The 23,497-nt window shown below is 69.9% G+C and carries 12 protein-coding genes and 1 pseudogene; 6 read left to right on the top strand and 7 right to left on the bottom strand.

The window, feature by feature from the left end:
• Positions 1-75: 75 nt before the first annotated feature.
• From ACFXMF_RS35530 to ACFXMF_RS35520, 3 genes and pseudogenes are all read left to right on the top strand, one after another.
• A pseudogene (locus tag ACFXMF_RS35530) lies at positions 76-468 on the top strand (ornithine cyclodeaminase family protein); the annotation flags it as partial.
• Between the two features lie 112 nt (positions 469-580).
• Positions 581-817: a hypothetical protein gene (locus ACFXMF_RS35525; protein ID WP_379988236.1), complete on the top strand. Its 237-nt coding sequence runs from the start codon at positions 581-583 to the stop codon at positions 815-817.
• Positions 818-898: 81 nt separating this feature from the next.
• Positions 899-1,573: a GntR family transcriptional regulator gene (locus ACFXMF_RS35520; RefSeq protein WP_379988207.1), complete on the top strand. Its 675-nt coding sequence runs from the start codon at positions 899-901 to the stop codon at positions 1,571-1,573.
• A 578-nt stretch (positions 1,574-2,151) separates the two neighbouring features.
• On the opposite strand, the gene ACFXMF_RS35515 is transcribed toward ACFXMF_RS35520, so the two are convergent.
• Positions 2,152-2,619 (bottom strand): hypothetical protein, encoded by a 468-nt coding sequence (locus ACFXMF_RS35515; protein WP_379988206.1) that lies wholly within the window; start codon positions 2,617-2,619, stop codon positions 2,152-2,154.
• Entirely contained in the window at positions 2,609-9,562 is a 6,954-nt protein-coding gene (locus tag ACFXMF_RS35510; RefSeq protein ID WP_380020969.1) for a polymorphic toxin-type HINT domain-containing protein, read from the bottom strand. The genes ACFXMF_RS35515 and ACFXMF_RS35510 overlap by 11 nt, the downstream gene beginning before the upstream one ends.
• A gap of 613 nt (positions 9,563-10,175) precedes the next feature.
• On the opposite strand from ACFXMF_RS35510, the gene ACFXMF_RS35505 reads away from it, so the two are divergent.
• Positions 10,176-14,612 (top strand): FG-GAP-like repeat-containing protein, encoded by a 4,437-nt coding sequence (locus tag ACFXMF_RS35505; protein WP_380020967.1) that lies wholly within the window; start codon positions 10,176-10,178, stop codon positions 14,610-14,612.
• Here ACFXMF_RS35505 and ACFXMF_RS35500 read toward each other — a convergent pair.
• The 4 genes from ACFXMF_RS35500 to ACFXMF_RS35485 all read right to left on the bottom strand — a co-directional run bounded on the left by ACFXMF_RS35500 (position 14,566) and on the right by ACFXMF_RS35485 (position 18,899).
• A complete protein-coding gene (locus tag ACFXMF_RS35500; protein ID WP_380018029.1) occupies positions 14,566-16,017 on the bottom strand; it encodes a TniQ family protein in 1,452 nt (483 codons plus the stop codon). The genes ACFXMF_RS35505 and ACFXMF_RS35500 overlap by 47 nt on opposite strands.
• Positions 16,018-16,509: 492 nt before the next feature.
• A complete protein-coding gene (locus tag ACFXMF_RS35495; protein ID WP_380018028.1) occupies positions 16,510-16,968 on the bottom strand; it encodes a hypothetical protein in 459 nt (152 codons plus the stop codon).
• Between the two features lie 297 nt (positions 16,969-17,265).
• Positions 17,266-18,141 carry a hypothetical protein gene (locus ACFXMF_RS35490; protein WP_379988999.1) on the bottom strand — a complete coding sequence of 292 codons (876 nt, stop codon included), beginning with the start codon at positions 18,139-18,141 and terminating at the stop codon, positions 17,266-17,268.
• A gap of 425 nt (positions 18,142-18,566) precedes the next feature.
• Positions 18,567-18,899 (bottom strand): transposase, encoded by a 333-nt coding sequence (locus ACFXMF_RS35485; protein ID WP_379989000.1) that lies wholly within the window; start codon positions 18,897-18,899, stop codon positions 18,567-18,569.
• Between the two features lie 149 nt (positions 18,900-19,048).
• On the opposite strand from ACFXMF_RS35485, the gene ACFXMF_RS35480 reads away from it, so the two are divergent.
• Positions 19,049-19,879, top strand: coding sequence for a leucine-rich repeat domain-containing protein (locus tag ACFXMF_RS35480; protein ID WP_379989001.1), 831 nt, complete (start codon positions 19,049-19,051; stop codon positions 19,877-19,879).
• 992 nt (positions 19,880-20,871) lie between these two features.
• Positions 20,872-22,344, top strand: coding sequence for an ATP-binding protein (locus ACFXMF_RS35475; protein ID WP_360324766.1), 1,473 nt, complete (start codon positions 20,872-20,874; stop codon positions 22,342-22,344).
• Between the two features lie 141 nt (positions 22,345-22,485).
• On the opposite strand, the gene ACFXMF_RS35470 is transcribed toward ACFXMF_RS35475, so the two are convergent.
• Entirely contained in the window at positions 22,486-22,833 is a 348-nt protein-coding gene (locus ACFXMF_RS35470) for a hypothetical protein (protein ID WP_379989003.1), read from the bottom strand.
• Positions 22,834-23,497: the final 664 nt, after the last annotated feature.

Genomic DNA, 23,497 nt, shown 5'->3' with positions numbered 1-23,497 from the left:
GTTCTGCTCGAGGTTGCCGCAGGCTCGTTCGTCCGCCCACCGCGACTGGCTTTGGGCGACGGCCGGGTCCTGGTGATGACGGCGTTCCACCAACGGACCGGAACCGCGGCCGTGAAAGCGCTCGAAGCCCGACTCGACCGCATGCCTGCGATCATCGGCACCGTGACCCGGATGGGCGCCAACGGCCGCATCATCGCCGACGCCTCGGCGATCACCACCCTGCGGATCGGTGCGATCGCCGGTGTGGCCACCGACGCGCTCGCTCCCCGCGACGCGTCCGTGATGCCCTTGTTCGGCGCCGGAGCCCAGGCCCCGGACCAGGTCCGGGCCGTGCACACTGTCCGGCCGCTGACCGCGTTGACCGTGTTCGACCGGAACCGCCCCCGCGCCGAGAAACCCCCGTCCGAGCTGGAGGGCGACCTGCCCGGGGTACACCTGCGGAGTGCTGATGACGTCACGACTGCCTTGACCGACGTCGAGATCGTCTCGTGTGCGACCTCGTCGAGTACTCCCTTGTTCCCGGCAGACGCCCTGCCGGCTCGGAGTACATGTCAACGCGATCGGCTCGTTCCAGCCGACGATGCGCGAACTGCCGGACGAGTTGCTCGCGACCGCGGACCTGGTCGTCGTCGAACAGATCGAGGCGGGCACCGACGAAGCCGGCGAGATCATCCACGCGCTCGAGACCGGCACACTCACCCGTCACCGGATCCACGAGCCGGCCGGGATGCTCGAAACCGCACCGGAGACCACCGGGCGAACGGTCTCAAAACCGTGGGAATCGCCGCTCAGGACCGGGCTGTCGCCCGCCTTTTGAGCAAGACCTGCGATACCTTATACCTTGGATAGCGCCGCGGCGGCTGGGTTTCGCGCGGCTTCGACGACCAAGGGGTCCACTATGTCCCGTCCCGGCACCACGGTCACACCCGGCACCGGGCTGCGGCGGCAAAGCCTTCGCGACGACGCCGGCCAAGTGATCCGTGCCCAGATCGTGGCGGGTGAAATCCGTCCCGGGACGCTGTACGCGATCGGCCAGATGGCCGAACAGCTGCAGGTGTCGATCACCCCGGTACGGGAAGCACTGCTCGATCTGGCCAAGGAAGGCCTGATCGAAATGGTGCGCAACCGGGGCTTCCAAATCCGCGTCGTGACCGAAGCCGATCTCGATCAGATCATCCAGATCCGGTTGATGCTCGAAGTCTCCGCCGTCCGCGAGATCGCCGCTCGCGGACTTGTCGACGACTTCGCTCCCCTGCGCGATCTGGCCGCGCGCACCGAAGAGGCCGCGCTGGCCGGGGACTGGGTCGGCTTCCTCGGTACAGACCGGGACCTCCACCTCACCCTGCTCGGCCACCTGGGCAATCCCCGGCTGGTCGCCATCGTCGGCCAGCTACGCGACCAAGGCCGCCTGTACGGCCTGAACCACGTCGCGGGCACCCAGGACTTCCTCGAGTCCACACGGGAACACGACGCGTTGCTCGACGCTGTCGAGGCCGGAAAAGCGGACGAGGCCGCCGAACTGATGAGCACACACCTCAAACACGCTCGCGGGATCTGGGCCGGTGTCGTGTAGTCGGCACGTCTACCGCGCCGTCCGCGCTCATCTGCACGTCGTGCCGCACCATCCTGCAACCACTCACCCCCCACCCAACCATGGCGATCCCTCCGGAAAACGCGGGGCTCCTCAGCTCGTCGATCGGGACGCCTCCGCAAGGGTGGTGATCATGGTGACCGGCGCTTCGACCACCTCGACCATGTCCGTGTCCGAGTCGATGAGCCACTGCAGTTGGACACCGTCGACCGCGGCGACCAACAGCCGGGCGAGCAGATCCGCCCCGATGTCGGTGCGCCCTGCCGTCCTGTCCGGCCTCCGACCCCTACCGCCTGACAGGCGACATCGAAGCCGACTTCCTCGACCTCGACCGAGCCCTGTCCACCCCCACCATCCCGATCGACACCCTCCGCAAAGCCCTCCACGAACGCCTCCGCCACCGCGTCCTGACACCGCCGACTACGACACAGCCCTACGCTGGTCGATGTAACCGTCACCGCACTCGCCGGCCCCCGGCGACTCCCACCGGCACCCGAGTTCCGGCGCCCCCGGCCCGAACTCTCGCCACGCGCGTCGGGCGTATGGATTTCATCCCACCGTCACAACGCGCCCCACGCACCGGTGAAGAAGTATTCGATCTGCAGATCCGCCCTGGAATCCGAGAGGCCGACGGTCTCTGTCATGGACAGAAGATTATGGATACATCTGACGAGCGCATGGACATCGGATCGAAGCAAAGAGTCGAGCCCATCGACCACAACGGCAACCGGAGCCGCTTCGTCCGACATTTGCAGATCCCAGAGCCGATCACTATAGGCAGCCCAACTTCCCGCCCCGAGCTCGGAGAAGTCGAGCTCCCTGGTGAGCCCTACAAGGAGGCATTCCTCAGGATTATCCGAACCCGGCGGGAGCGCAACACGAGCCAGACGGAATTCCTTCCTCGCCAGGAACTCGATCAATTCTTGCTCGCGAGAGTTCTCCACAAGGAATGGTTTGGATTTCAGCCATGGAAGACCGGTCACGATGTCGATCCACAGCTTCGGCCTTTTCGGCAGTTCAGCATCCACACTGCGGCCCTCTGAGTTGAGTGAATCCATCTTTATAGTGACCTGTATACCAGATTTCTCCCTGAGCACCGAATACCAGCCGTCCGCTGGCCGGCCGCTTGGCTCCGGTTGCAGTCGGCAGGATATCCGTCTCGGCATAGTAGTTGGGCGGCGCCGGTGGCAGTCCTTCACCACCATAGATACCCGGCTTGCCTTTGGTCCCACCCCGCTTCACTCCCGGCGGCAGGGAGCCATCTTTATCCATCGAAGTGATTACCTTAGCGGCGTCCGACCGAAGGTCTTCCGGAACACCGTCAAGGTTCACATGTGGACAGGGTCCTGAGTTGTGTACCAGGGCGGAGCTGGTTCCTGTGACGACGTAGTAGGTGTGGGTGTCGGCGACGGTGAGGTTGTGTACGCGTTGGATCTGTTGCCAGGAGTGTGTCGCCGCGATCCGGAGCGTGTTGCCTTCGGCGGTCGCAAGGTGGTCGCCGGGGGACAGTTGGTCGATCCGGGTCCATTGTGCGGTGTCCGCGGTCCAGAAGGGGTGGTGGCCCGTGGCGGTGATGGGGGCGTTTTCCGTGCCCGGTTCATCGTCGTCGATCCGGATTTGGGTGAGGTTTTTGAGGTTTTCGCTGGTGATCAGTGCGGTGACGGTTTTGGCTGTGGTCTCGCCGGTTTCGGGGTCGGTGGCGAGGACGGCGTCGCCGAGTTTGATTTCCTCGATCGGTTTGTGGGTGCCGTCGGCCATGAGGATCTTGGTGCCGGGGATGAAGCTCTGGCCGGGTACGCATGCCGGGGCCTTGGGTGCGTCCGGTTTGTTTTCCGGGATGTCGACGCGGGAGGCGTCCTTGGCTTTTTCGGCGTCCTTGAGGATTGTGCGGAGCCGGGAGAGGGTCTTGCCGAGGCCACCGAGGGCCGACAGGGCGGTGTCGCCGCAGTCCCAGGAGAAACTCGGGTCTTTGCGGCAGGCGTTGATGGCGGGTAGTGGGTTGACGGTGTCGTTGAGGAGGTTCCAGGTGCTTTTGGCCTTGTTTCCGATCCAGTCGCCGGTGGCGCTGGCGACCTTGCCCCAGTCCCACTCGACGTCGTCGAAGAGGCCGGTGGCGCGTGCGCCGAACTTGCCGCCGGCGCCGCCTGCGCCGCCGTTTCGGATTTTGGGTGGGGTGCGGTGTTGGGGCTTGCGCGGGTGGTCGACGAAGGTGGCTTTTTGGCTGCTGACGTTGACGAGTTTGGCGGCCTGTTGGGCGAGGCCGATGGCCCAGCGGACGATCAGGCTGAGTAGTGCGAGGAAGTCGAATTCGCCCGAGGGGTCGGCTGCGGTGACCGGGTTGTTGTGGCCGTAGACGTAGCCGTTCATCTGGAGTGGGTCGGCGAGGTCGAGGACCGGGTCGACGGAGATGAAGCGGCCGAGGGTCTTGTCGTATTCGCGGGCGCCGAGGTGGGTGAGGCCGGTGCTCGTGTCGTTGGTGCCGCCGACGAAGCCGCGGCTGCCGGGCCACATCGAGGGGGTGGTGCCGCGGTCTTCGCCGAAGGGCTTGAGTTTGCGGCGTTGGATCGGCATGCCGGGGGCCAGGCCGACGGTGGTGGTCGCGGTGCCGTGGTGGTCGGGCAGCAGGAGGTTGAGGGTCTTGCCGACGCCGGCGGTGCGGATGACGGTGGGGGCGCCGGCCTGGCCGTAGTAGCGGTCGGCGGTGAGGGATCCGTCGGGCTTGACGGTGACCTCGGTTTCGCCGAGGTAGAGCGTCGTGCCCTGGGCGGTGCGGCCGATGAGGCGGTTGCCGTCCGCGTCGTGGACGTATTGGCTCGGGCCGTGGGTGGGGTCCGTCACCGTCGCCAGCCGGTTGTCCGGGCCCCAGGTCAGGGTCTGGCTGTCGCCGCCCTCCTGCCGGGTGGTGGTGTTGCCGACCGCGTCGTACCCGTAGGTGTTGAGGGTGGAGCCGCCCGCGCTCGTCGAGGTGACCGAGGCGAGTCGGTGGCTGGGGCCGGTGGGTGTGGGGTGGTAGCCGTAGGCGCGGGTGACGTTCTTCGCGTCGTCGCCGGCGGTGTCGTGTTGGGTCTCGGTCAGCCGGTTGCCGGCGATGTCGAAGGTGAAGGACTGCCAGTACGGGTCGGGTCCGCCGATCTCGGTCTTGGCGGGCGCGGATGCGCAGGTCTCCTTCGTCTTCGACGTCCACGCCTCGGTCATCTGGCGCAGCGCGTCGTAGGTGAAGCATTGGGTGTCCCACCGGGTGGTGGGGCCCGAGCCGGTGCCGGCGGTGACGGCGGTGACGTTGCCGATCGGGTCGAAGCGGTAGCGGGTGTCGGTGACCCGGTTGTCGGGGCCGGTTTCCTTGTCGTCGACCGAGCGCACGACGCGGCCGGTGTTGGGGTCGTAGTAGTTGGTGGTCCAGATCCTGGTGGGCGCGGAGCTGGCCGCGGTGCGCAGGACTTCGCCGTAGGGGCTGTAGGTGGCGTCGCTGACGTACCAGTTGTGGCCGCTGGTGCTGATGGGCAGGCCGTCGGTGTTGTAGCGCACCACCAGTCGTTCGGGGGCCAGTTCGGCGGCGCCCGGCAGTGAGGTCTCGGCGATCGCGCCGGTGGGGGTGTAGGTGTAGCGGTATTCGTAGTTCCCGGCCAGCGCCCCCTCCTTGGCGGGGATCGTCACGACCTTGCCGGTGGGGCGGTTGTCGATGTCGTAGCCGGTGGTGCGGGTGGTGTACGCGTGGCCGTCGTCGTAGCGGGTCGCGGAGGTCGGCTGGCCCTTCTTGACGGTGTCGTACACCCACTCGGAGAGCTTGGGCCCGGTGACGTCGCCCCGGTGTACGGCGGTCTTGCGGGCCACGTCGTCGTAGACGGTGGTGAGGGTGACTCCTCGGGCGTCGGTGGAGGAGGTCTGCCGGCCGAGGTTGTCGTAGGCGTAGGTGGTGGTGCCCTTGTCGGGGTCGTCGCTGCGGGTCATCTGGCCGCGGGCGTCGTAGGTGTAGGCCCAGGTGTTGCCGCCGGGGTCGACCACGCTCTTGCGGTTGCCGCGCAGGTCGTAGGTGTACGCGGTCCGGGTGAACTGGGTGCGTTGGGCGTTGGTGAACTGGTCCAGGCGTACGGCGCGGCCGAGCATGTCGGTCCAGACCCGTTGGGCGGTGCCGCCCGGCGGGGGCACGGTTGTGGTGTTGTCGCCGCCGTACTCCGTGCTTTCGCTGAAGGTCGGCTGCGGCGGGGCGCCGGCGGCCGGCGGGTTCCAGGTGTCCTTGCGCAGCGGCCGGCCGAGACCGTCGTAGGCGGTGGTCTGCCACTTGGGGATCTCGGTGTCGCTCTGCGGTATGTACAGGGCGTCCGTCGGCGCGCCGCCGGCCAGGTAGGTGCCGTTCGCGCGGCGCGCCGAACCGGAGGTGTTGTACAGGGTGTCGGTGATCAACCGGCCGGCGTTCCCGCCCGCCTGCGACTGGGTCTGCCTGGGTCGGAGCAGGCCGTCGTACAGCGTCTTGGCGACGCTGTACGTGCCGTCGTCCTTGATCGTGCGTGTCGTGACGACGTTGGGCTTGTTCCCGGTGGTCTGGTACTCGTACTCGACGCCGGGGGACAGGCCGGCCGCGTGCCGGCCGGGTTGCCAGACCCGGATCAGGCGACCGAGCGCGTCGTACTCGGTGCGGTACACGTCCCCGGCGACGTCCTGGGCGGTCAGTGGCCGGCCGCGACCGATGTCGTTGGTGGTCACCAGGGTGTTGCCCAGCGGATCGACGGAGTCGACGCGCGCCGCGGCGCCGCCGGCGACCGGGGTGTAGGTGACCGCGGTCGTCTTGCCGTTGGTGTTGGTGGTGACCAGGACCCGGCCGGCGGCGTCGAAGGTGCTGTGCGAGGCGTGGTCGAAGTTGATGCCGTCGGCGCGTACCTGGTATCCGTCGCTGGGGTTTCCCTTGGTCGGGGGTTGTCCCACGGCCAGGTCGTCGTAGGCGGTCTTGACGTCGTTGACGACGCGGTCGGCGCCGGCGGTGTCCGCGTCCGCGCATGTACCGGAGGTGGTGCGGGTGCGGACGATCGCGCCGAGGATGTTCGCGGCGGTGTTGTGCGCGTACGTGTTGACGACGCACTGCTCGTCGCCTTGGACGGCGAGGTCGCCGTTGTCCTCGGAGCGTTCCGGCAGCCCGTAGGTGGGGTCGAAGGTGACGGTGGACGTGGCGGTTCGGGTTCGGCCGCCGGAGAGGTACTGGATGGTGGTCCTGCCGGCCTCGCCGACCTGGTATCCGTGCAGGGTCGGCAGTCCGGTGCGCACGTGGGTGGAGGTCACCCGGTGCCAGGGAGCGGTGAGTTCGCGTTCGGCGATCTGTTGTCCGTCGTCGGTGTAGGTGATCGTCTCGGCCGGCATGCCCTGGTACTGGAGCAGGTCGTCGGCGACGACGGCGCCGGTCGAGTCCTTGACCTGCACGACGCGGTTGCCGCCCGGGATCACGTCACCGTGCATGCCGCGGAAGAAGCGCGTCTCGGTCTTGCCGGCGACGGTGCCGTTCGCCGCGTCGGTGGTGCCGGTACGGGTGATCACCCTCGCGTAGCCGCGCCACTGGCTCCAGGTGAGCTGACTCGGTTTGCCGAACTCGGCGTCGTCCTTGGCCCAGGCGGCGCCGTCCGCGTATTCGTAGCGGGTGCTCTTGGTCGGTCCGCCGCCGACGAAGTCCTCTTCGTCGACCCGGGTGACGACGTACTTGTTGAACCACTCGGGGACCTTGGGGTCCGCCTCGTCCCCGGGTTGCCACATCACGGGGTAGCAGCGTGAGGTGTTGGTCGCCGGGGTCGGTTTGGGCGCGGCCGGGTCGCACGGCGCGGAGTAGTGCACCCGGATGCCGCCGCCGGTCTCGGTGTGGATCGCGGCCACGCGCAGTCGCTCGAACCCGGGGCGGTCGTCCGTGGGCGCGGAGACCCGGTTGGGCATCGGGTCGGTGTTGGCGTAGAAGGAGACCGGCGGCAGGGTCAGGGTGCCGCCGTCGGTGTTGCGCCCGGTCCGGGTGATCGACTCCAGCCACAGCGGCGGGTTGGTGTCGTAGCGGGTGTCCTGGAAGCCCTGCTTGAACTCCCACGAGTCGACCATGCGGTACTCGTTGACGCCCGGCGCGGTGGTCACCTGGGTGGAGATCATGGTCAGGCGTTTGCGCGACCAGAACGTGGGTGCGGCCACGTAGCACTTGCCGGTGGAGGCGCAGTACGTGTCGGCCGGGGTGTCCGGCCACTGCTTGGCGTCCTGGCCCTTCTTGGTGAACTTCTCCTCCGCGCAGTTGAACGTGGCGGTGACGATGCAGCGTTCGGCGGTGGTGAAGGTGACGCGCGCGGGGGCGACGCCGAACACGTCGTCCTTGCGCAGGCCGTAGTCGATGCGCGTCGGGTAGGCGGCGCGGTCGTAGGCGACGGGGGTGGCGAAGACGCCGTTTCTGGCGTAGTGGTTGGTCTCCTTCCGCCAGTACACCGCCATGGCGTTGCCGTGGGTGTCCTCGACGTAGTCGAGGTTCCAGCGCCAGCCCTGGACACACGAGGAGTTCGCGAACGCCGTCTGGTGGCAGGGCTCGTTCGGGTGGTTGCCGAACACCGGGACGGTCAGTACGGAGTCGGTGGTCGGCTTGCCCGTCGTCCAGCCCGGAAGCTTGTTCAGGCCGAAGTGGTAGCGGGTGCCGTCCGGGGTGGTGACGACCCAGTTCTCGCCGTTGTCGTCGCCGTTGCCTGCGGCGTCGAACTTCTGCTCGATCCTGGTTCCGTCGTCGGAGCCCGGTTTCCACTTGCCCGTGGCGTCGTCCTTGATCAGCGGCGTCGTCGAACCGCCCAGCGACATCACCGCGTTGTCGTTGCGCCAGCACAGGTCCCCGGTGTTCGTCGGGTTGTTGTTGCCGGCGGCGTCGTCGGCCTTGCAGCCCTGGTAGGCGCGTTCGATGAAACCGGGGTGGTAGTCCCAGCCCTCGCCGAGCCATGACGCCTGGTTGTTGCTGGTCGAGGTGCGGCCGTCGACGGACTGGGAGGAGTAGCCCAGCGACAGTTTGGGGCCGAGGTCGGAAGCCACCGGAGGAACGCCGAGGGGGTACTCCCAGGAGAAGTTCCCGGACGAGCCGCCCGCGGTCCAGGTGCCGGAGGGCTTGAGGTCGGTGGCCTTGTAGTCGCCCGCGTTGCCCTCGCCGCCGCCGGTCGCGGCGAGCACCATGGCGCCGCCCGCCATCGCCGCGCGGAGCGTGCCGCCCTGGGGGGCGGGCGGGGTGGCGGTGGGGTCGACGACGGTGCTGACCCGGTCGGCCTTGGCGTCGTTGGTGGATGCCAGGTCGACCGGCTCGGCGCAGCCGGCGAGGTCGGGGGTGGTCAGGAAGCATTCGGGGAATTGCACCAGGCGCAGTCGGGAGCCCCAGCCGGCGCCGTAGAGCTTCTCGAACGCGGCGTAGTCGACGGCCAGTTGCACCGCGGTGGCGTCGGGGCTGGGTTCGAGTTTCATCAGCACGCCGTCGATGCCGGCGGCCTCGGTGGCGGTGCGGTCGGAGACGGTGACGGTCCAACTACCGGTCGCGGTGGGCGAGTTCGTGGTGGCGGTGGTGCGCGCGGTGGCGTTGCCGCCCGCGGCGGCGGGGCCGATCAGGATGGGGAGCCCGGCGACCTGCTTCAGGCCGGTGTCCGTTGCGCCGTTCGCGCTCCGAGCGACTGCCCCGCCGCCGATGACTATGACGCCCGTCCCGCCGTCCGGGGCGGTGGTGCGGTCGAGCTTGTATTCCTGTTCGGGCGCGGCCGGGGGCCGGTACTCCGCGGTGCTGTCGGCACCGGCGACCGGCTTGTCCGCCTGGAGCTCGGGGAGTTCGACGCCGCCGCGCGGGGCACGGGCGACCGCGGATGCCTGCGCCGTGATCAGCGTGGTCGTCATCACCGTGGCCACGCACAGAGCCACCAGACGCAGACCGCCGCCTATTTCCCGCGAATTCCTTTTGCGGTTTCGGGCATGGCGCTGCCCGGTCACGTCCACGAACAGCACGAAGACCCCCCACCCTGGCGGGCATTCCCCAGTGCCCGCACCACAAAAGACGAGCCAGATCCTGCCGGCGCGAACCCCTCGAAAGCCAGACCCGGAATGCGAGATGACTTAGATCACTTTACCTTCCGCATACTTTGTATTTAAAACCTCATGAATTACTTCAAGTCGGGACCCTCCCTCTCCAACGGGTCGGTCGGCGCATGACACGCCCTTACTCGTCCATTAGTCAATAAAAAGACCCTCCGGTGGGTTTTGAACATCACTTTTCGAACGATTCATCCCCGGCCGCGGCACCTGGGCGACGGCCTGTACGCGTGTCGGGACAGGGCCTCGGTCGGGACCCGGCCGAGCATCGGACTGCGCACGGCCATCCTGCCGCTCGGCCGGGTTCGACTTTCCACGCGTGACGTGCGGCCCCTCGGGGGGCCATGCTGTGCTCGATATTTCCGTGCCCGCGTTTTCACGCGCGGGGATCTTTGATTCGATCTTCGGTAAGCGGTCGTCTATTCACGCAGTGACGGCCGGGGGGTTTCATAGGGTGGGGTGGATGGCCGTGAGACGGCTGCGGTTGGCATGGCCCGGAAAACGGGCTCGGGTGGGGGTGGCGACCGCCGTGGCTTTGGCGGTCGGAGCGGGCGGTATCGCCGTGCTCGTCGACGAGGACGGAAACGGGGGAAGAAAGCAGTCCGCGCCCGCGGCGGTCCCGCCGCCGGCGGAGTCGGCGATCACCATCGCCGAGACCAGGGCGCAGAAACAGGCCGCCACGACCGGGCGGCCCGTGTTGGTCACCGAGACGCTGACCGCGACCGGGACCACGCACGCCAACCCCGACGGAACCTTCACCCGCGACGAGGCGGTCAAGCCCGTACGAGTCAAGCGAGACGGGCAGTGGACACCCGTCGACACCACGCTCGTCCCCGCGGCCGACGGATCGCTGACGACCAGGGCCACCTCGGTGGGTCTGCGGTTCGCGGGAGCGCCCACGCGCCCGGCCGCCGACGATCGGGCCGGTCGTGACGAGGCCCGCCCGAGCACGGTGACCGCCGAGCCGACGCCCGCCACGGATACGCGCCTGCTCGAAATGAGCGTAGGCGCAAGCCGCTTCGCGATGCACTGGCCGGGCACGCTGCCGGCGCCCATCGTGCGCGACTCGCGCGTGCTCTACCCGGACGTACTCCCCGGCACCGACCTGGTGTTGACCGCCGGCGACAACGGCTTCTCGCAGGTCGTCGTCGTCAAGTCGCGGGAGGCGGCGGCCGATCCGCGGCTCGCCGGGCTCGGCCTGCGGTTGAGCTCCGCCGACCTGAGGTTCACCATCGACGACGCGAGTGTGGTGCGCGCGGTGGACGCGAGCGGCACCGAGGTCGCGGCGGCGCCGACCCCGTACATGTGGGACTCCGCCGGCCACCCGCGGACCGCCTCGACCGCCGGCCTGGACCTGCCCGGCTTGAACGGACCCGAACAGGGCTCGCACGACGCCCTGGTCGGCACCCGACTCGACGCCGACACCCTGCGCCTGACGCCCGATCGGAAGCTGATGGCCGCGCCGGAGACCACCTACCCGGTCTTCATCGACCCGTCCTTCAACGGCCACACCGAGGCGTGGACACTCGCCTACAAGACCTACGCCGGCAGTTCCTTCTGGAACGGCGCGAACTTCAACGGTGGTACCGACGACGCCCGTGCGGGTCACGAGTCACAGTCCAACGGCACCTCCCAGTCGTTCTTCCGGGTCGACTGGGACGAGAACGGGATGCGCAACGTCGCCGTGGAGAGCGCGACGTTCCGGGTGATGAACCATCACTCCTGGTCCTGCCAGAAGCGCGACGTCGAGCTTTGGCTCACCGGGTCGATCAGCTCCGCGACCACCTGGAACAACCGCCCGGGCGACGTGGTGATGCTCGACAGACGCAACGAGGCGCATGGCTACAACGCCTCCTGCCCGGGCGACTACATCGGCTTCAACGCCAAGAACGCCGCCGAGCGCGCCTCCGCCGCCGGCTGGGCCGACATCACCGTGGGCATCCGCGCGAGCGACCAGAACGACTCCTACGCGTGGAAGAAGTTCCGGGACGACCCGGTCCTTTCCGTGGTGTACAACCGGCCGCCGAACCAGCCGGTCAACCCGACGCTGAGCCCGGGCGGCCCGTGCACCACGAGTCCGCCGTTCGCCCGGATCGGCCTCACCGACGTGCAACTCGGCGCGCAGGGCAGCGATCCGGACGGCAACCTGGACCGGATCTGGCTCAACGTCTGGCGCACGGGCACCTCCGACTACCTGTTCGCCGACCACCTGTGGCCCGACTCGCGTGGGGTGATCACCTACGACATCCGGTCCTCGCGATTCGTCGACGGCGCCACCTACTCGTGGAACATGCAGGCCCGGGACACCTCCGGCGCGGTCTCGGACCTCAACGGCAAGGCCGGCGGTTCGATCCCCTGCCAGTTCGTCGTCGACCAGAGCGCGCCCAGCGCACCGGAGGTGTCCTCACCGCAGTTCCCCGCCGGCAAGGACGGCGAGTGGGCCGCCGGCGCCGACTTCGGCACGACCGGCGACTTCACCTTCAAGTCCGGCGACGGCAGCGACGTGGTCGAGTACGCGTACAGCCTGGACACCACGTCCTTCACCAACCGGGCCAAGCCCAACGCCCCGGGCGGCGTCGCGACGCTGAAGATCATCCCGCCGCACGCGGGACCCGCGGTGCTCTACGTCAAGGCCAAGGACGCGGTCGGCAACTACTCCACGCAGACCGCCTACACCTTCTTCGTCGAGCCACGCGACACCGTCGACGGCCCGATGGACTTCACCGGCGACCAAAAGCCCGACCTCGCGGTCGTCGACGCCACCGGAAACCTGCGGGTGTACCCGTCGTACTCGGGCGGCCGGATCAACGAGTCGCTCGACGCCGCCGGCGTGGCCGAGGGCAAGGTGCCCGCCGGATACTGGACCAACGCCCTGGTCACCCACAACGGCGACTACTGGGGCGGCGACGGTCTGCAGGACATCGTCGCCCGGATGCCCGACGGCAGACTGTGGATCTACCCGGGCAACGGCCGCGGCGGCGTGGACACGGCCGGCCGGATGGAACTGCGGCTCCCGGCCGGCGCCCCCGCGCCCTCCACGTTCACCCAGATCCTCTCACTCGGCGACGCCACCGGCGACGGACATCCCGACCTGATGGCCGTGGACACCGGCGGCACGCTGTACGCCCTGACCGGGTACACCGGCGCCACGATCGACAAGGTCGAGGCTCTGGGCGGCGGTTGGCAGGGCTACACGATCCACGGCGCGGGCGACATCACCGGTGACGGCGCGTTCGACCTGCTCGCCCGCACCAGGGCCGGCGACGGCAAGTTGTGGGTGTACAAGGGCGTCAAGGAAGGCAACGGCACCCGACTGAACTCGTTCGGCTCGGGTTCCTCCCGGTTCGAGTACGGCGCAAGCGGCTGGCAGCAGAGCCAGATCGCGCAGATCACCGCCATCCCCGACGTCACCGCGGACGGCATCCCCGATCTGTGGGTGCTCCGCGGCAACGGCGACCGCCTGTTCTACCCGGGCCTGCGCACCTCGCACGGCGGCGCCACGAGTGCCTCCGGGGAGACGTCCTGGGACCACTGCCAGGACTTCGCCTCGGGCGGCGGGACCCAGCGCGTCTGCGGCCCGATCCTGACCAAGTACCTCGACCTGGCCGGGCCGTACGGCTTCGCGGGCGCACCGGTCACCGGGGTCGACACGACTCCCGACGGACTCGGCCGCTACACCCACTTCGCCGACAACGCCTCGATCTACTGGAGTCCGTACACCGGCGCCTGGGCCGTCAACGGCGGCATCCGCACCCGATGGTCGGAACTGGGCTGGGAGCAGGGCCCGCTCGGCTACCCCAACTCCGACGAGTTCGACGTCGCGGGCGGTCGGCGCAGCTCCTTCCAGAACGGCTACATCCGCTGGAACGAGGCCACCCAGACCGCGACCGAACACGGACAAAACGACCAGACCAAGGCGCAGCGCACCGAACTCGCCGGCGACGTCAACGACGACGGCTTCGCGGACGTGGTGACCGTGTACGACTACGGGCACGAGACCACCGCGTTCTGGGTCTCCTCCGGCAACGCGAACGGCACGCCGGAAGCGCCGTATCCGGCCTGGACCAGCCATATCGGCTGGTTCGGATCGAACTTCGCCAAGTACGTGATCGGTGACTTCAACGGTGATGGCCGGGCCGACATCGGCGCGATGTACGGGTACCCGAACGGCAGCAACGCGTGGTTCACCTTCGCGGCCCGCGACAACGGAACGTTCGAGGAAGGTGTGCAAAGCGCCTACGTGGCCCCGGGCAACTGGGAGTGGTCGAAAGGCACTCCGCTGGCCGGCGACTTCAACGGCGACGGCGTGGACGACGTCGCGATGATCTACAACCACGGCGGTGGCGTGACCAGCGCGCACACCTACCTCGGCCATCCCAACGGCATCTTCGACCCGGCCTTCGAAAGCTGGCGGTCGCAGCCGGGCAACTGGTGGTCGGAGCGGGTCAAGTACGTCAGCGGCGACTTCGACGGCAACGGACGCGACGACATCGCGGGCTTCTACGGATACGGCAACGCGACCGGCGAAGCGGTCGCGTTGCACACCATCCTCTCCAGGCCCGACGGCGGCTTCCAAATCCCGTTCGATTCCTGGCAGGTACCGGCCGGCAACTGGAACTGGACCCGCGTGCAGCTCACGGCCGGCGACTACGACGGCGACGGCCGCACGGACGTGGCGACGATGTACGACTACGGCGGCGGCGAGTCGGGGTTGTTCACCTTCATCGCCGGTACCAACGGCGGATTCGGCGCCAGTCTCAACAGTTGGAAGTCGCCCGTGGGCACCTGGTGGAGCGAGGACGCCCGACCGGTGTCGGGCGACGTCGACCACGACGGCCGGGCCGACATCGCAGCGGTGTACAACCTGCCCGACGGGTCCTCCCGGTTCCGCACCTTCCGCAGCGGTCCGGACGGCCTGTTCACCGGCTTCGTGGAAGGGTGGCAATCGACCCCGGGCACCTGGTAACAGGACGGAGCCGGCATGCAAGGACGGCCGGCAACGGTTCACCGCGGCCGCCGGAACCCTGCGTTCCGACGGCCGCGGTCGTCGCCCGCCGCGACGTTCCGTGCGACCGGTCCCGACGCGACCGTCCCTGCGACCCCTGGGGGGCCGGGTGCCGGCTGACACTCCAGCCGTAGATCGTGATCGGGCGTTGTGGGTGGTTGTTGGTTGTGGGGTGGTGTGGGGGGTGTGGGTTGGGGTTTCGCTGTTGTGTCGGGATGGTTGTTCCGGGCGCGGGGCTGGCGGGGTGGGTTTTCGGGGTGTGGGGTGGGGTGTTCGGGTGTGGCTCGGCGGTATGCCTGAGCTGGTGTTTTCGTGCTTGTAATGGGTTTCGCGGGTGTTGTGGGATGCGTTGAGATTTTGTGCAGTTGGGTTGTGAATGCCGTAGGCGCGGCAGCGTTTGGCGGACCGTTTCGGGTGGTTCGGGGGATCGGCTCGCGGGGCGGGCTTTTTCGGGGTCGGGTGTGGTGGCGGATCCAGGACCACAGGAGGTCGTCGGGTCCGGGCGTGAGGGGGCCGAGTCCGAGTGTGTGGGCGGTGTGTTCGAGGAAAGCAGTGCAGTCACGGCCGGGTGGTGCTCGGGTCGGGGTGTCGCGGGTAGGCGCGTACGAGCGAGGGCGCGGGCGAGGGTGACCGTTTCGGGATGGACGATCACGGGCCGGGCGGTGAGTTCCCAGGAACTGCTGTGCGTGGCCGTGTGGTCGGGGTTGCCCACCGCAAGACGGTGTCCTCGTGCCCGCCATCGGCCGGTGGGGTACAGCTCGTGGTCGTACCAGCGCGTGACGATCGCCTGTGCCCACGTGTAGGCGTTGTTCGCGTTCGGCCCGCGCCCGAGCCTGCGGTGTTCCCGGTGTGTGTGGGCGAGTTCGGGCACACCCCGGGTGTCCAGGAGCCGCGGTCGGGGCCCGTCGGTGCTCCGACACGCGTGCCGCGGGCACCACACGCGGTGGGCGGGAAGGTACGCCCGTGCCCGCGCGGTGGCGCCGCGGGTGTGTCGCAGGGTGCACCACGGGCACGCCCACGAGGGTTGTTCGTACGGGCCTGGGCGGTGCGACGCGGCGATGCCGGCCCCGGTCGCCCCGACAGTTGCCCTCACGGTGTCCGGTGTTCGGGCCGGGTTCCGGTTCCGGGGTCGTGCGAGGTGGGGGAGTGCTCGCGCGAGGTGGTGGTGGGGGACTCGGGTGAGGACGGCGAGTCGGTGCCACGCGGCGTCTTCGAGGTGGATCTCGGTCGTGTCCATCTCGCCGGCGCCTCGCGTGCCGATGGTGGCGATGCCGATGCCGGCCGGCAACTCGGGCACGCTCTGGCGGTACACCCCGGCGACGCGGCCGACCCAGGAGGCGGTGGACTCGTGGGGCAGGGGCGCCACACGGAACGCGCCCGGTCGTGGATCCGTCCGGTCGTGGCACGCCGGACCGGTGTCGAGGTCGTGCGTGTTTGTGTCGCCCTGTTGTGGGAGCCGGGCGCCGGTCGTGTTCACGCGCCGTGTCCACCTGTCCGAGCGGTGGTCTGCGTGCTCCCGCAGTAGGGCATCGGTACCAGTCTCAGGCTGTGAGGACGCGCGGCCGGGACGGTGTTCACGTGCGGTGTCGGTGTGTTCGGCCACCGGTTCGCGTCCGTCCGGTGACCCGGGACCGGTAGTGGTCTTCGGCGGTGTGGTCCAGGACGATCGTCTCGAGGCCGGTTTTGGTGATTTTCTCGGTGCCGTCGAGGATCGCTGCGATCGCGGCCTGGCGGAGCAGGCGGGCGAGGCTGCCGATGCGTCCGCCGGTGCGGGCGCGGGGGATACGACCCCAGCCGGGGCAGTGTCCCCGCGCGGTGTGCCCGCAGGTCCAGACAGGTTTCCATCGCCGCGACCAGGTCACGGAACGGCGTCCGCCCGCCCCCGCCGGCGAGGGGGACGGGCCCGCAGTCGACGACCGTGGCGCGCCCGGCGAGTTGCGCCCCCCGCGCACCACTGAACAAAGCGGTCGCCGTGACGTCGATGCCCGCGAACACGAACGTCGCGCCGATGCGTTCGGTGAGGTCCTTTCAACAGGTCGACGGCCTCCGCCCCCGTCGTGGTGCGCGGGTTGAGGCGGTGGATCTCGTCGATCGCCACCAGCCTCACCCCGGCCTCGCAGCAGGTGTGGCAGACGGCGTCGACGATCTGCGCCTGGGTCATTCTCGCGGTCACCGGAACCCCGAGGAAGCGGGCGAACTCGCCGGCCGGGGCCTTCGCGCCGGCGCCGGGCGGGACCAGGAGGTACGCCACCGGCACCCACCCCTCCACCCCCCGGCCGCGTCGGGCGGCCTCGGCGAGGTGGCACGCCCGACCCACCCGCAACGGCGCGGTGGTCTTGCCCGTGGTCGGCGGTCCGGTGACGATCACGCACGGCCGGGCGCCGGTGTCCTGCCGGCGGTCCCGGGATCATCAGGGTGCGCACCGTCCGCGAGATCGCGTCGATCGTCGGGGTGCGCACGACGGCGAACCGCGAGTGATACGCCGGCCGTTCCTCCACCCCGCGCTCGACCCCACCCGCTGCGGGTGGTGTGACGGGCGGCCGGTCGACGAAGTCCCGGAAGCCGTCCCACGTCACGGGCGACGGCCGCCGGCCCTCCGCCGCCTCCGCGCCGGTCACCACAACTCGGCCTCGGTGTGCGCGTCGTACAACCCGAACCCGCCCGCTCCTCCAAACGCCCCACCCGGCTCCGTCTCCGACTCGGAGTCCGCGTCCTCGTCGAGGAACCCGCCGCCGTCGTCGTCGAGGTCGTCCGGACTCTCCACACCGGCGCCGGCGCCGGCACCGTCGGTTGCCGCCGCGCCCGGTGCCCGCCCCGGGAAGGCGAATCCCGTGACACTCTCCGAGTTCGCGGCATGCCCCTCACGTCCCGCGACCGCCTGCCCCACGACGCGGCGCGCCCCGGTGACCGCCCGACCCGCCGCCGTGTCCTCGCGTGCGCGACCCCCGCCGCGGGCGGGCCCCGCGGCGGGGCGGACCTCGCGCAGGAGCGCCGCGAGGGCGTCGGCGAGGTCGGCTTCGTGCCGCTCGCGGTCCCCGCGTCGTTCGACGCTCTCCCTCACGTGTCTCCACGCGTGGACGTCGAACGGCGCGTTCACGTGGTCGTGGTGGATCCACGGCACCTCGGTCAACTCCCCGCCGGGCAACCGGATCCACACCCGGCGGCCGTCGTGGGGGTTGTGGTGGACCTCCCACTTCCCGCCTCGGACGGCGATCCCGGAGGACTGACCCCGGTACGGGCCCAGGACCTCGTGGTCGTGGGTGCGGTGGTCGATGCGGATCCCGCGTTCGCCGACCGTCTGCCATCGCACCGGCGGCAGTTCGAGGTAGTCGCCGCCGCTCGGCGGTACCGGCACGTATCCGCACGCCGCGACCAGCGCGGCCCACATCCGGTTCGGCGCCGGCGCGACCCTCGGCATCACCGGATGCCGCAGTCCTTCGTGAGGGCGCTGGTGCCGGCGCACGACCCGTTCGTCGAGCGGGTCCTGCAACCGCGACACCGAAGCACGCGTCGCGTTCGGCGTTCCGGCCGCGTCGGGTGACGTCGGAGCCGGTGTATCCGGGAAGGTGTCGGCAGAACAGGGTGTTGATCGATCCGAAGGTGTGCTCGACGATGCCTTTGGCCGTCGGCGCGAACGGCGGGGCGGGCTGTGCGCCGATCCCGAGCGTCTCGCACGCGGCGGTGAACGCCCTCGACAGGAAGACCTTCCCCCGGTCCACGACGATGGTCTCTCCGGTACGACGACCGGCCGGGCGGCAGCGCCCCCGAGGTGTTCGTCCAACGTCATCGGCCGATCGCGGGCGAACAACCGGGCGCGGCGAAGCGCAGCACGTCGGGCCGTGTCGGCCGGGCGGGATGGGGGACGGCCGTCTTTGCGGGCGACGGCGCCGCGTCCACCGCCCTGGTCTCGCCCGGCTACGGCACCGCCGCCGGGATTGCCCTGGCCCACCGTTCCGTTCCCTTGACACTTTGGCTGTCCACGATCCCGGAGCCTGGGGTCGGATCACGGCCCCGACCGGCGTGTTCCCGCTCCCGGAGCGCGCCCGGGATCGCCTCCGATCGTCCCTCGGTCCGCCACCCGCGCCGGTAGCGGTAGACCGTCCGGTACGGCCGGAAGTCGTGCCGAGGCAGGTGCCATGCGCAGCAGGCCCGAAGCCGATACGAGAGCGCGTCGAGGATCTCGCGCCGGGGACGCCCAATCGGCCTCCCGGCCTCGGCGGCGGCACGAGAGGGGCGAGGACCTCCCATGCCACGTCGGGCGGATCCGTCTCGTACACAGCGCGTGGCCCGACCATGATCCGCATCCCCCGAGACAGGCGACTGCCAAGTCGGCTTCCCTGAACGACCCTTCCGGACCTCCTCCACGTCTCGCCGGCCGTGACGTCTACTGTGAGCCGATGAGTGAGGACTTGAAGCCGCAGGTGTTTCCCAACCGGTGGGCCGATGCCACCGGGCCCGGCGATCAGGGTCCGGCGCGCGAGAGATGCGGGTGTATCGGATACGCCTCCCGGACACAGTCGCCGACCCGTTTCCATCCGGAACGTCAGGACACCACCGCACCGGGATGGATCCGCCTTCTCGAACTGATCGAAGAGGCCGCGGCCGACGGACGGGAGGTCTTCGAGCCGCTGGTGGAACTCACCGCGGAGCAGCGGCGCCAGGTCGTTGCGCTCCCGGCGACCATCGCCGAACTCACCTCGGTGAAACACCTCGTGCTGTACGGAAGCAACCTGGTGCGTATCCCGCCCGAGATCGGTGCGATGACGAGCCTCGAGGAGTTCACCCCGTACACCTCATACCGCCTGCACTGGTTCCCGTACGAGATCACCCGGTGCCTCAACCTTCGGCGCAGCACGGTCAGCTCCCGTGCCGTCTACGGCAACTACAAGCAGCGGCCGCCGTTTCCGCCGCTCCGGGCTGCGGCAACCGGTGATCGGGCCGTGGACCTCGACGACGTCGACCCCGGGGTGTGGGGCGCCACTGCGATCCGCACGTGCAGCGTCTGCGACGAGCGTGTCCACGGTGCGAACCTGCGCCAGGTGTGGATCTCACTGTGGACATCCGGCGCCGACGTGCTGCCCTTGCTGGTCAACGCCTGTTCGACGGCCTGCGTCGATGCGCTGCCCGCACCGACCGAGGGCTACGTCCCGACGCCGCACACCGGCGGGCCGGACATCGGCCAGCCGCCGGCAAGTTTCTCCCCACCCCGGCTGAGGCGTAGCGAGTAGCGTCCGGTCGTTGGCGCCGCCGGCGACGTGCTCGATCCCGCCCACCCCGATGCCCGCGTCTCCTGGGCCTTGGCCCGTTCCCGCTCCGCCATGGACCGACCCGGGCCGTACTCCGCGCGCGCCGCCCCCACCCGGCCGGGGCCGTTCGGCAACCCGCGCTCGATCTCGTGGATGTGCCACCGCCGCGCCGATGCGGGCTTACCTGCCTGCGCCGGGACGGTCTCGAACAACCCCTGCCGCGGTGCCTCGGCGGGCGCCCACCCGCCCACCCGCCCACCCGCCCACCCGCCCACCCACCCACCCACCCACCCACCCGCGTCGAAGCCCTGGGCCCTGGCGGTAGCCCCGTCGACGGGGACTTCTCGGCGCCGTCCTCCCCGAGCGGACACACCCGCTCTCCCGGACCGCCGCACCGGCCGCCCGACCGACGAGCTCGTGGTCGAACACGCCCTCGAATGCCTGCTTCACCGCGTAACGGCCCCACCGCGGGGCAGGAAGCGCTCCATCCTCCGGGCGGCCTGCTCCTCACCCGTTTCGAGGCCCGTTGCGGCACGCGCGACATCGACGTCCTGGGCAGCCCGTTCCCCGACGGCGAGAGCGAGATCGCCCGAAGCGATCGCGGCGATGGCGACCGACGACGACACGGTGTTCGCCCCGGCCGTCCGAGAGGAGGACGCGTACCGCGGCGTGTATCCGACGGTGTCCGCGTCCACCGCTGCGCCCGCCTCGAGGTCCGACCCGACATCGGCTTCGGTGGCGGCGGACCCGGCGTGTGGGGCCCGGCGGCTCGAGGTGCCGACACGACCGGCCGACCGTCGTGTGCGCCGCCGAGGCCACCCCGTCCTCGGCCCGGCCGGCTCGGGGGGGGCGGGCCCGAGCGCGAATCTCCACGTGCCCGCCGGCCCGGGTCGGGATCGACCTCGGCCGTGACGCCTTCCATACGAATAGAGGTATGGTTTATGGAACTGTACTTCTATATCCATGAGGTTGTCGTGGACAAGCCCCCCGAGATGTTCGATCGCGACTACGAATGGTCCGCGCTCACCCGATTCATCACCGACGAGCAATCCGGGGCCAGCCTCGGCGTCGTCTCAGGGCGGCGACGTCAGGGCAAGACGTTCCTCCTCGACGCCGTCTGCCGTGCCGCCGGGGGTTTCTACTTCGGTGCCACCGAGGCCGCCGACGCGGAGTCGCTGCGCCGGATCAGCGCGAGCCTCACCGCCCACACCCGGCCGGCCAGCCCCCATCACTTCGAGAATTGGTTCGAGGTGGTCGACGCGCTCCTCGCCCTCGGAGCGGAGCGGCCGGTGCCCGTCGTGATCGACGAGTTCCCCTACCTCGCCAAGGCCAATCCCGAACTGCCCTCCGTCATCCAGGAGGCGTTCCGCCCTCTACGCGATCAGCGCACCGCCTCCCGCGCGCGACTGCTGCTGTGCGGCTCGGCCCTGTCCTTCATGGGCAAACTCCTGTCCGGCAACGCCCCCCTGCGCGGCCGCGCGGGGCTGGAACTGCTCGTCCGTCCCCTCGACTACCGCCTCGCCGCGGACTTCTGGGACATCACCGACCCCCACCTCGCCCTCCGCGTCAACGCCGTCGTCGGAGGCACCCCCGCCTACCGCCGCGAGTTCGCCCGCGGTGACAGCCCCACCGGCCCCGACGACTTCGACGACTGGGTCGTGCGCACCGTCCTCAACCCCGAGACACCCCTCTTCCGCGAGGCCCGCTACCTCCTCGCCGAGGAACCCGACCTGCGCGACACCACCCTGTACCTGTCCGTCCTCGCCGCCGTCGCCGACGGCAACGCCACCCGCGGCGGCATGGCCGGCTACCTCGAACGCAAAGCCACCGACATCGCCCACCCCATCAACGTCCTCGAAGACGCCGGACTCCTCCACCGCGACGCCGACGTCTTCCGCGACAACCGACCCACCTACCGCATCGCCGAACCACTCATCCGCTTCCACCACGCCATCATGCGACCGGTCTGGGACCAACTCGAGCGCCCCGGCAGCGCCCCCCGGGTCTGGCAGGCCAGCCGCCGCCGCTTCGCCGGCAACGTCCTGGGCCCCCACTTCGAACAGGTCTGCCGGGACTGGACCCTGCACCACGCCGACCCCGACCTCCTCGGAGGACTGCCCGCCCGAGTCGGCCACGGCACCGTCCACGACCCCAAAGCCCGCACCGGCCACGAGATCGACGTCGCCGCCATCGGCATCGCCGAGGGAACCAAACCACCCATGCTCGCCATCGGCGAGGCCAAGTGGAACGACATCATCGGCATCGCCCACATCGAACGCCTCCGCGCCATCCGCACCCTCATCCGCCAAGCCGGACGCTACGACACCACCCACACCCGACTCGTCTGCTTCAGCGGAGCCGGCTTCAACGACAAGGCCCGCGCCGCAGCCCACGCCAACCCCGACATCCTCCTCGTAGACCTCCACACGCTCTACGGACGGACATGACACCCACCCGGCCCGACGAGTGCCGACACCGGCCGATCCTCCCGCCGCACCCGCCACGGATCGTCCACCCACCCGAACCCCACCCCGGACCCGCACCCGCGTCCCCACGCCGCCTGCGGACGACGGCGCCCATCCACGCGATCAAAGGCCGCCGTCCTCGACCGCGATCACCGACCCCAACCACGGCCGCCCGACCCGCACCCCGAGCTCGCGGCAGAACGCCCCGTCCACCGGCCCCAGCCACGGCCGTCCGGCACCGCTGTCGCGCCACGACCGCTCCGCCATGACCGGACCCAGCAGCGCGTCCGCCACCGCGACCACCTCCGGGAACGTCACCGCGTCCCGCCCGACCACCCGCCACCACTCGAAATCACCCCCGGCGTCCCCGCCCGCGACCGCGTGCAGCCGCCGCGGCCGGATCTCCTCCCGCTCCCACTGCAGTGCCGACTCCCACCACCGGCACACCACTGCCCACGCAACCCCGAACACCTCCCGGCATCGATTCCGGCCCGCGCCACGCGCCGCGCCACGCCCGCCCACCGCCGCCGCGCCTCAACCACCTCCGGAACCTCGCGCAACCCCAGGTGTTCCGGCACCCCACCGGCGTCCGCGTCCAGACCCCACCGGCCGTGCCGCGCACACACCCGCTCCCACCGCGCCGCATACCGAACCACCCGCACCGGCCCACCGGGACGCCGCGCCACACACAGCCAACCCCCGAACGCCACCGGCCCCACCACCGCACCGCCCACCCGCCACAACCCCCGCGGCACCTCCTCGCTCGCCCCCCACCCAGCGGCATCCTCCTCCCTGCCCCAGGACGGCAACGCCCGCGCGAGCACCTCCTCCCCGACCCCACACAACCCCACCAACACCCGCCGCCCCGCCGCGTTCAGGACCACCTCCGCATCCACCCGCAGCCCCCCGTCCCGATGCCGAGGACGGTGGTTGAGCCACCGCCAATACCCCAACACGTCACGGGCCTCCAGCCCGTAACACCCGGCGACCCGACCCACGAACGACCACGTCGTCTCACCCCCGACCGGAGCGACCCGAAACACCCCCACCGAACCCGAGTCCTCGACGGACCCCGACTCGACGCCGCGCCTCACCAGCGCATGCCGAGTTCGGTGAGCAGCCGCACCCGCTCCTC

Origin of the sequence: Embleya sp. NPDC059213, from assembly GCF_042754445.1 — a bacterium.
Taxonomy (GTDB): Bacteria; Actinomycetota; Actinomycetes; order Streptomycetales; family Streptomycetaceae; genus Embleya.
This window is presented reverse-complemented; position numbering and strand designations above follow the sequence as displayed.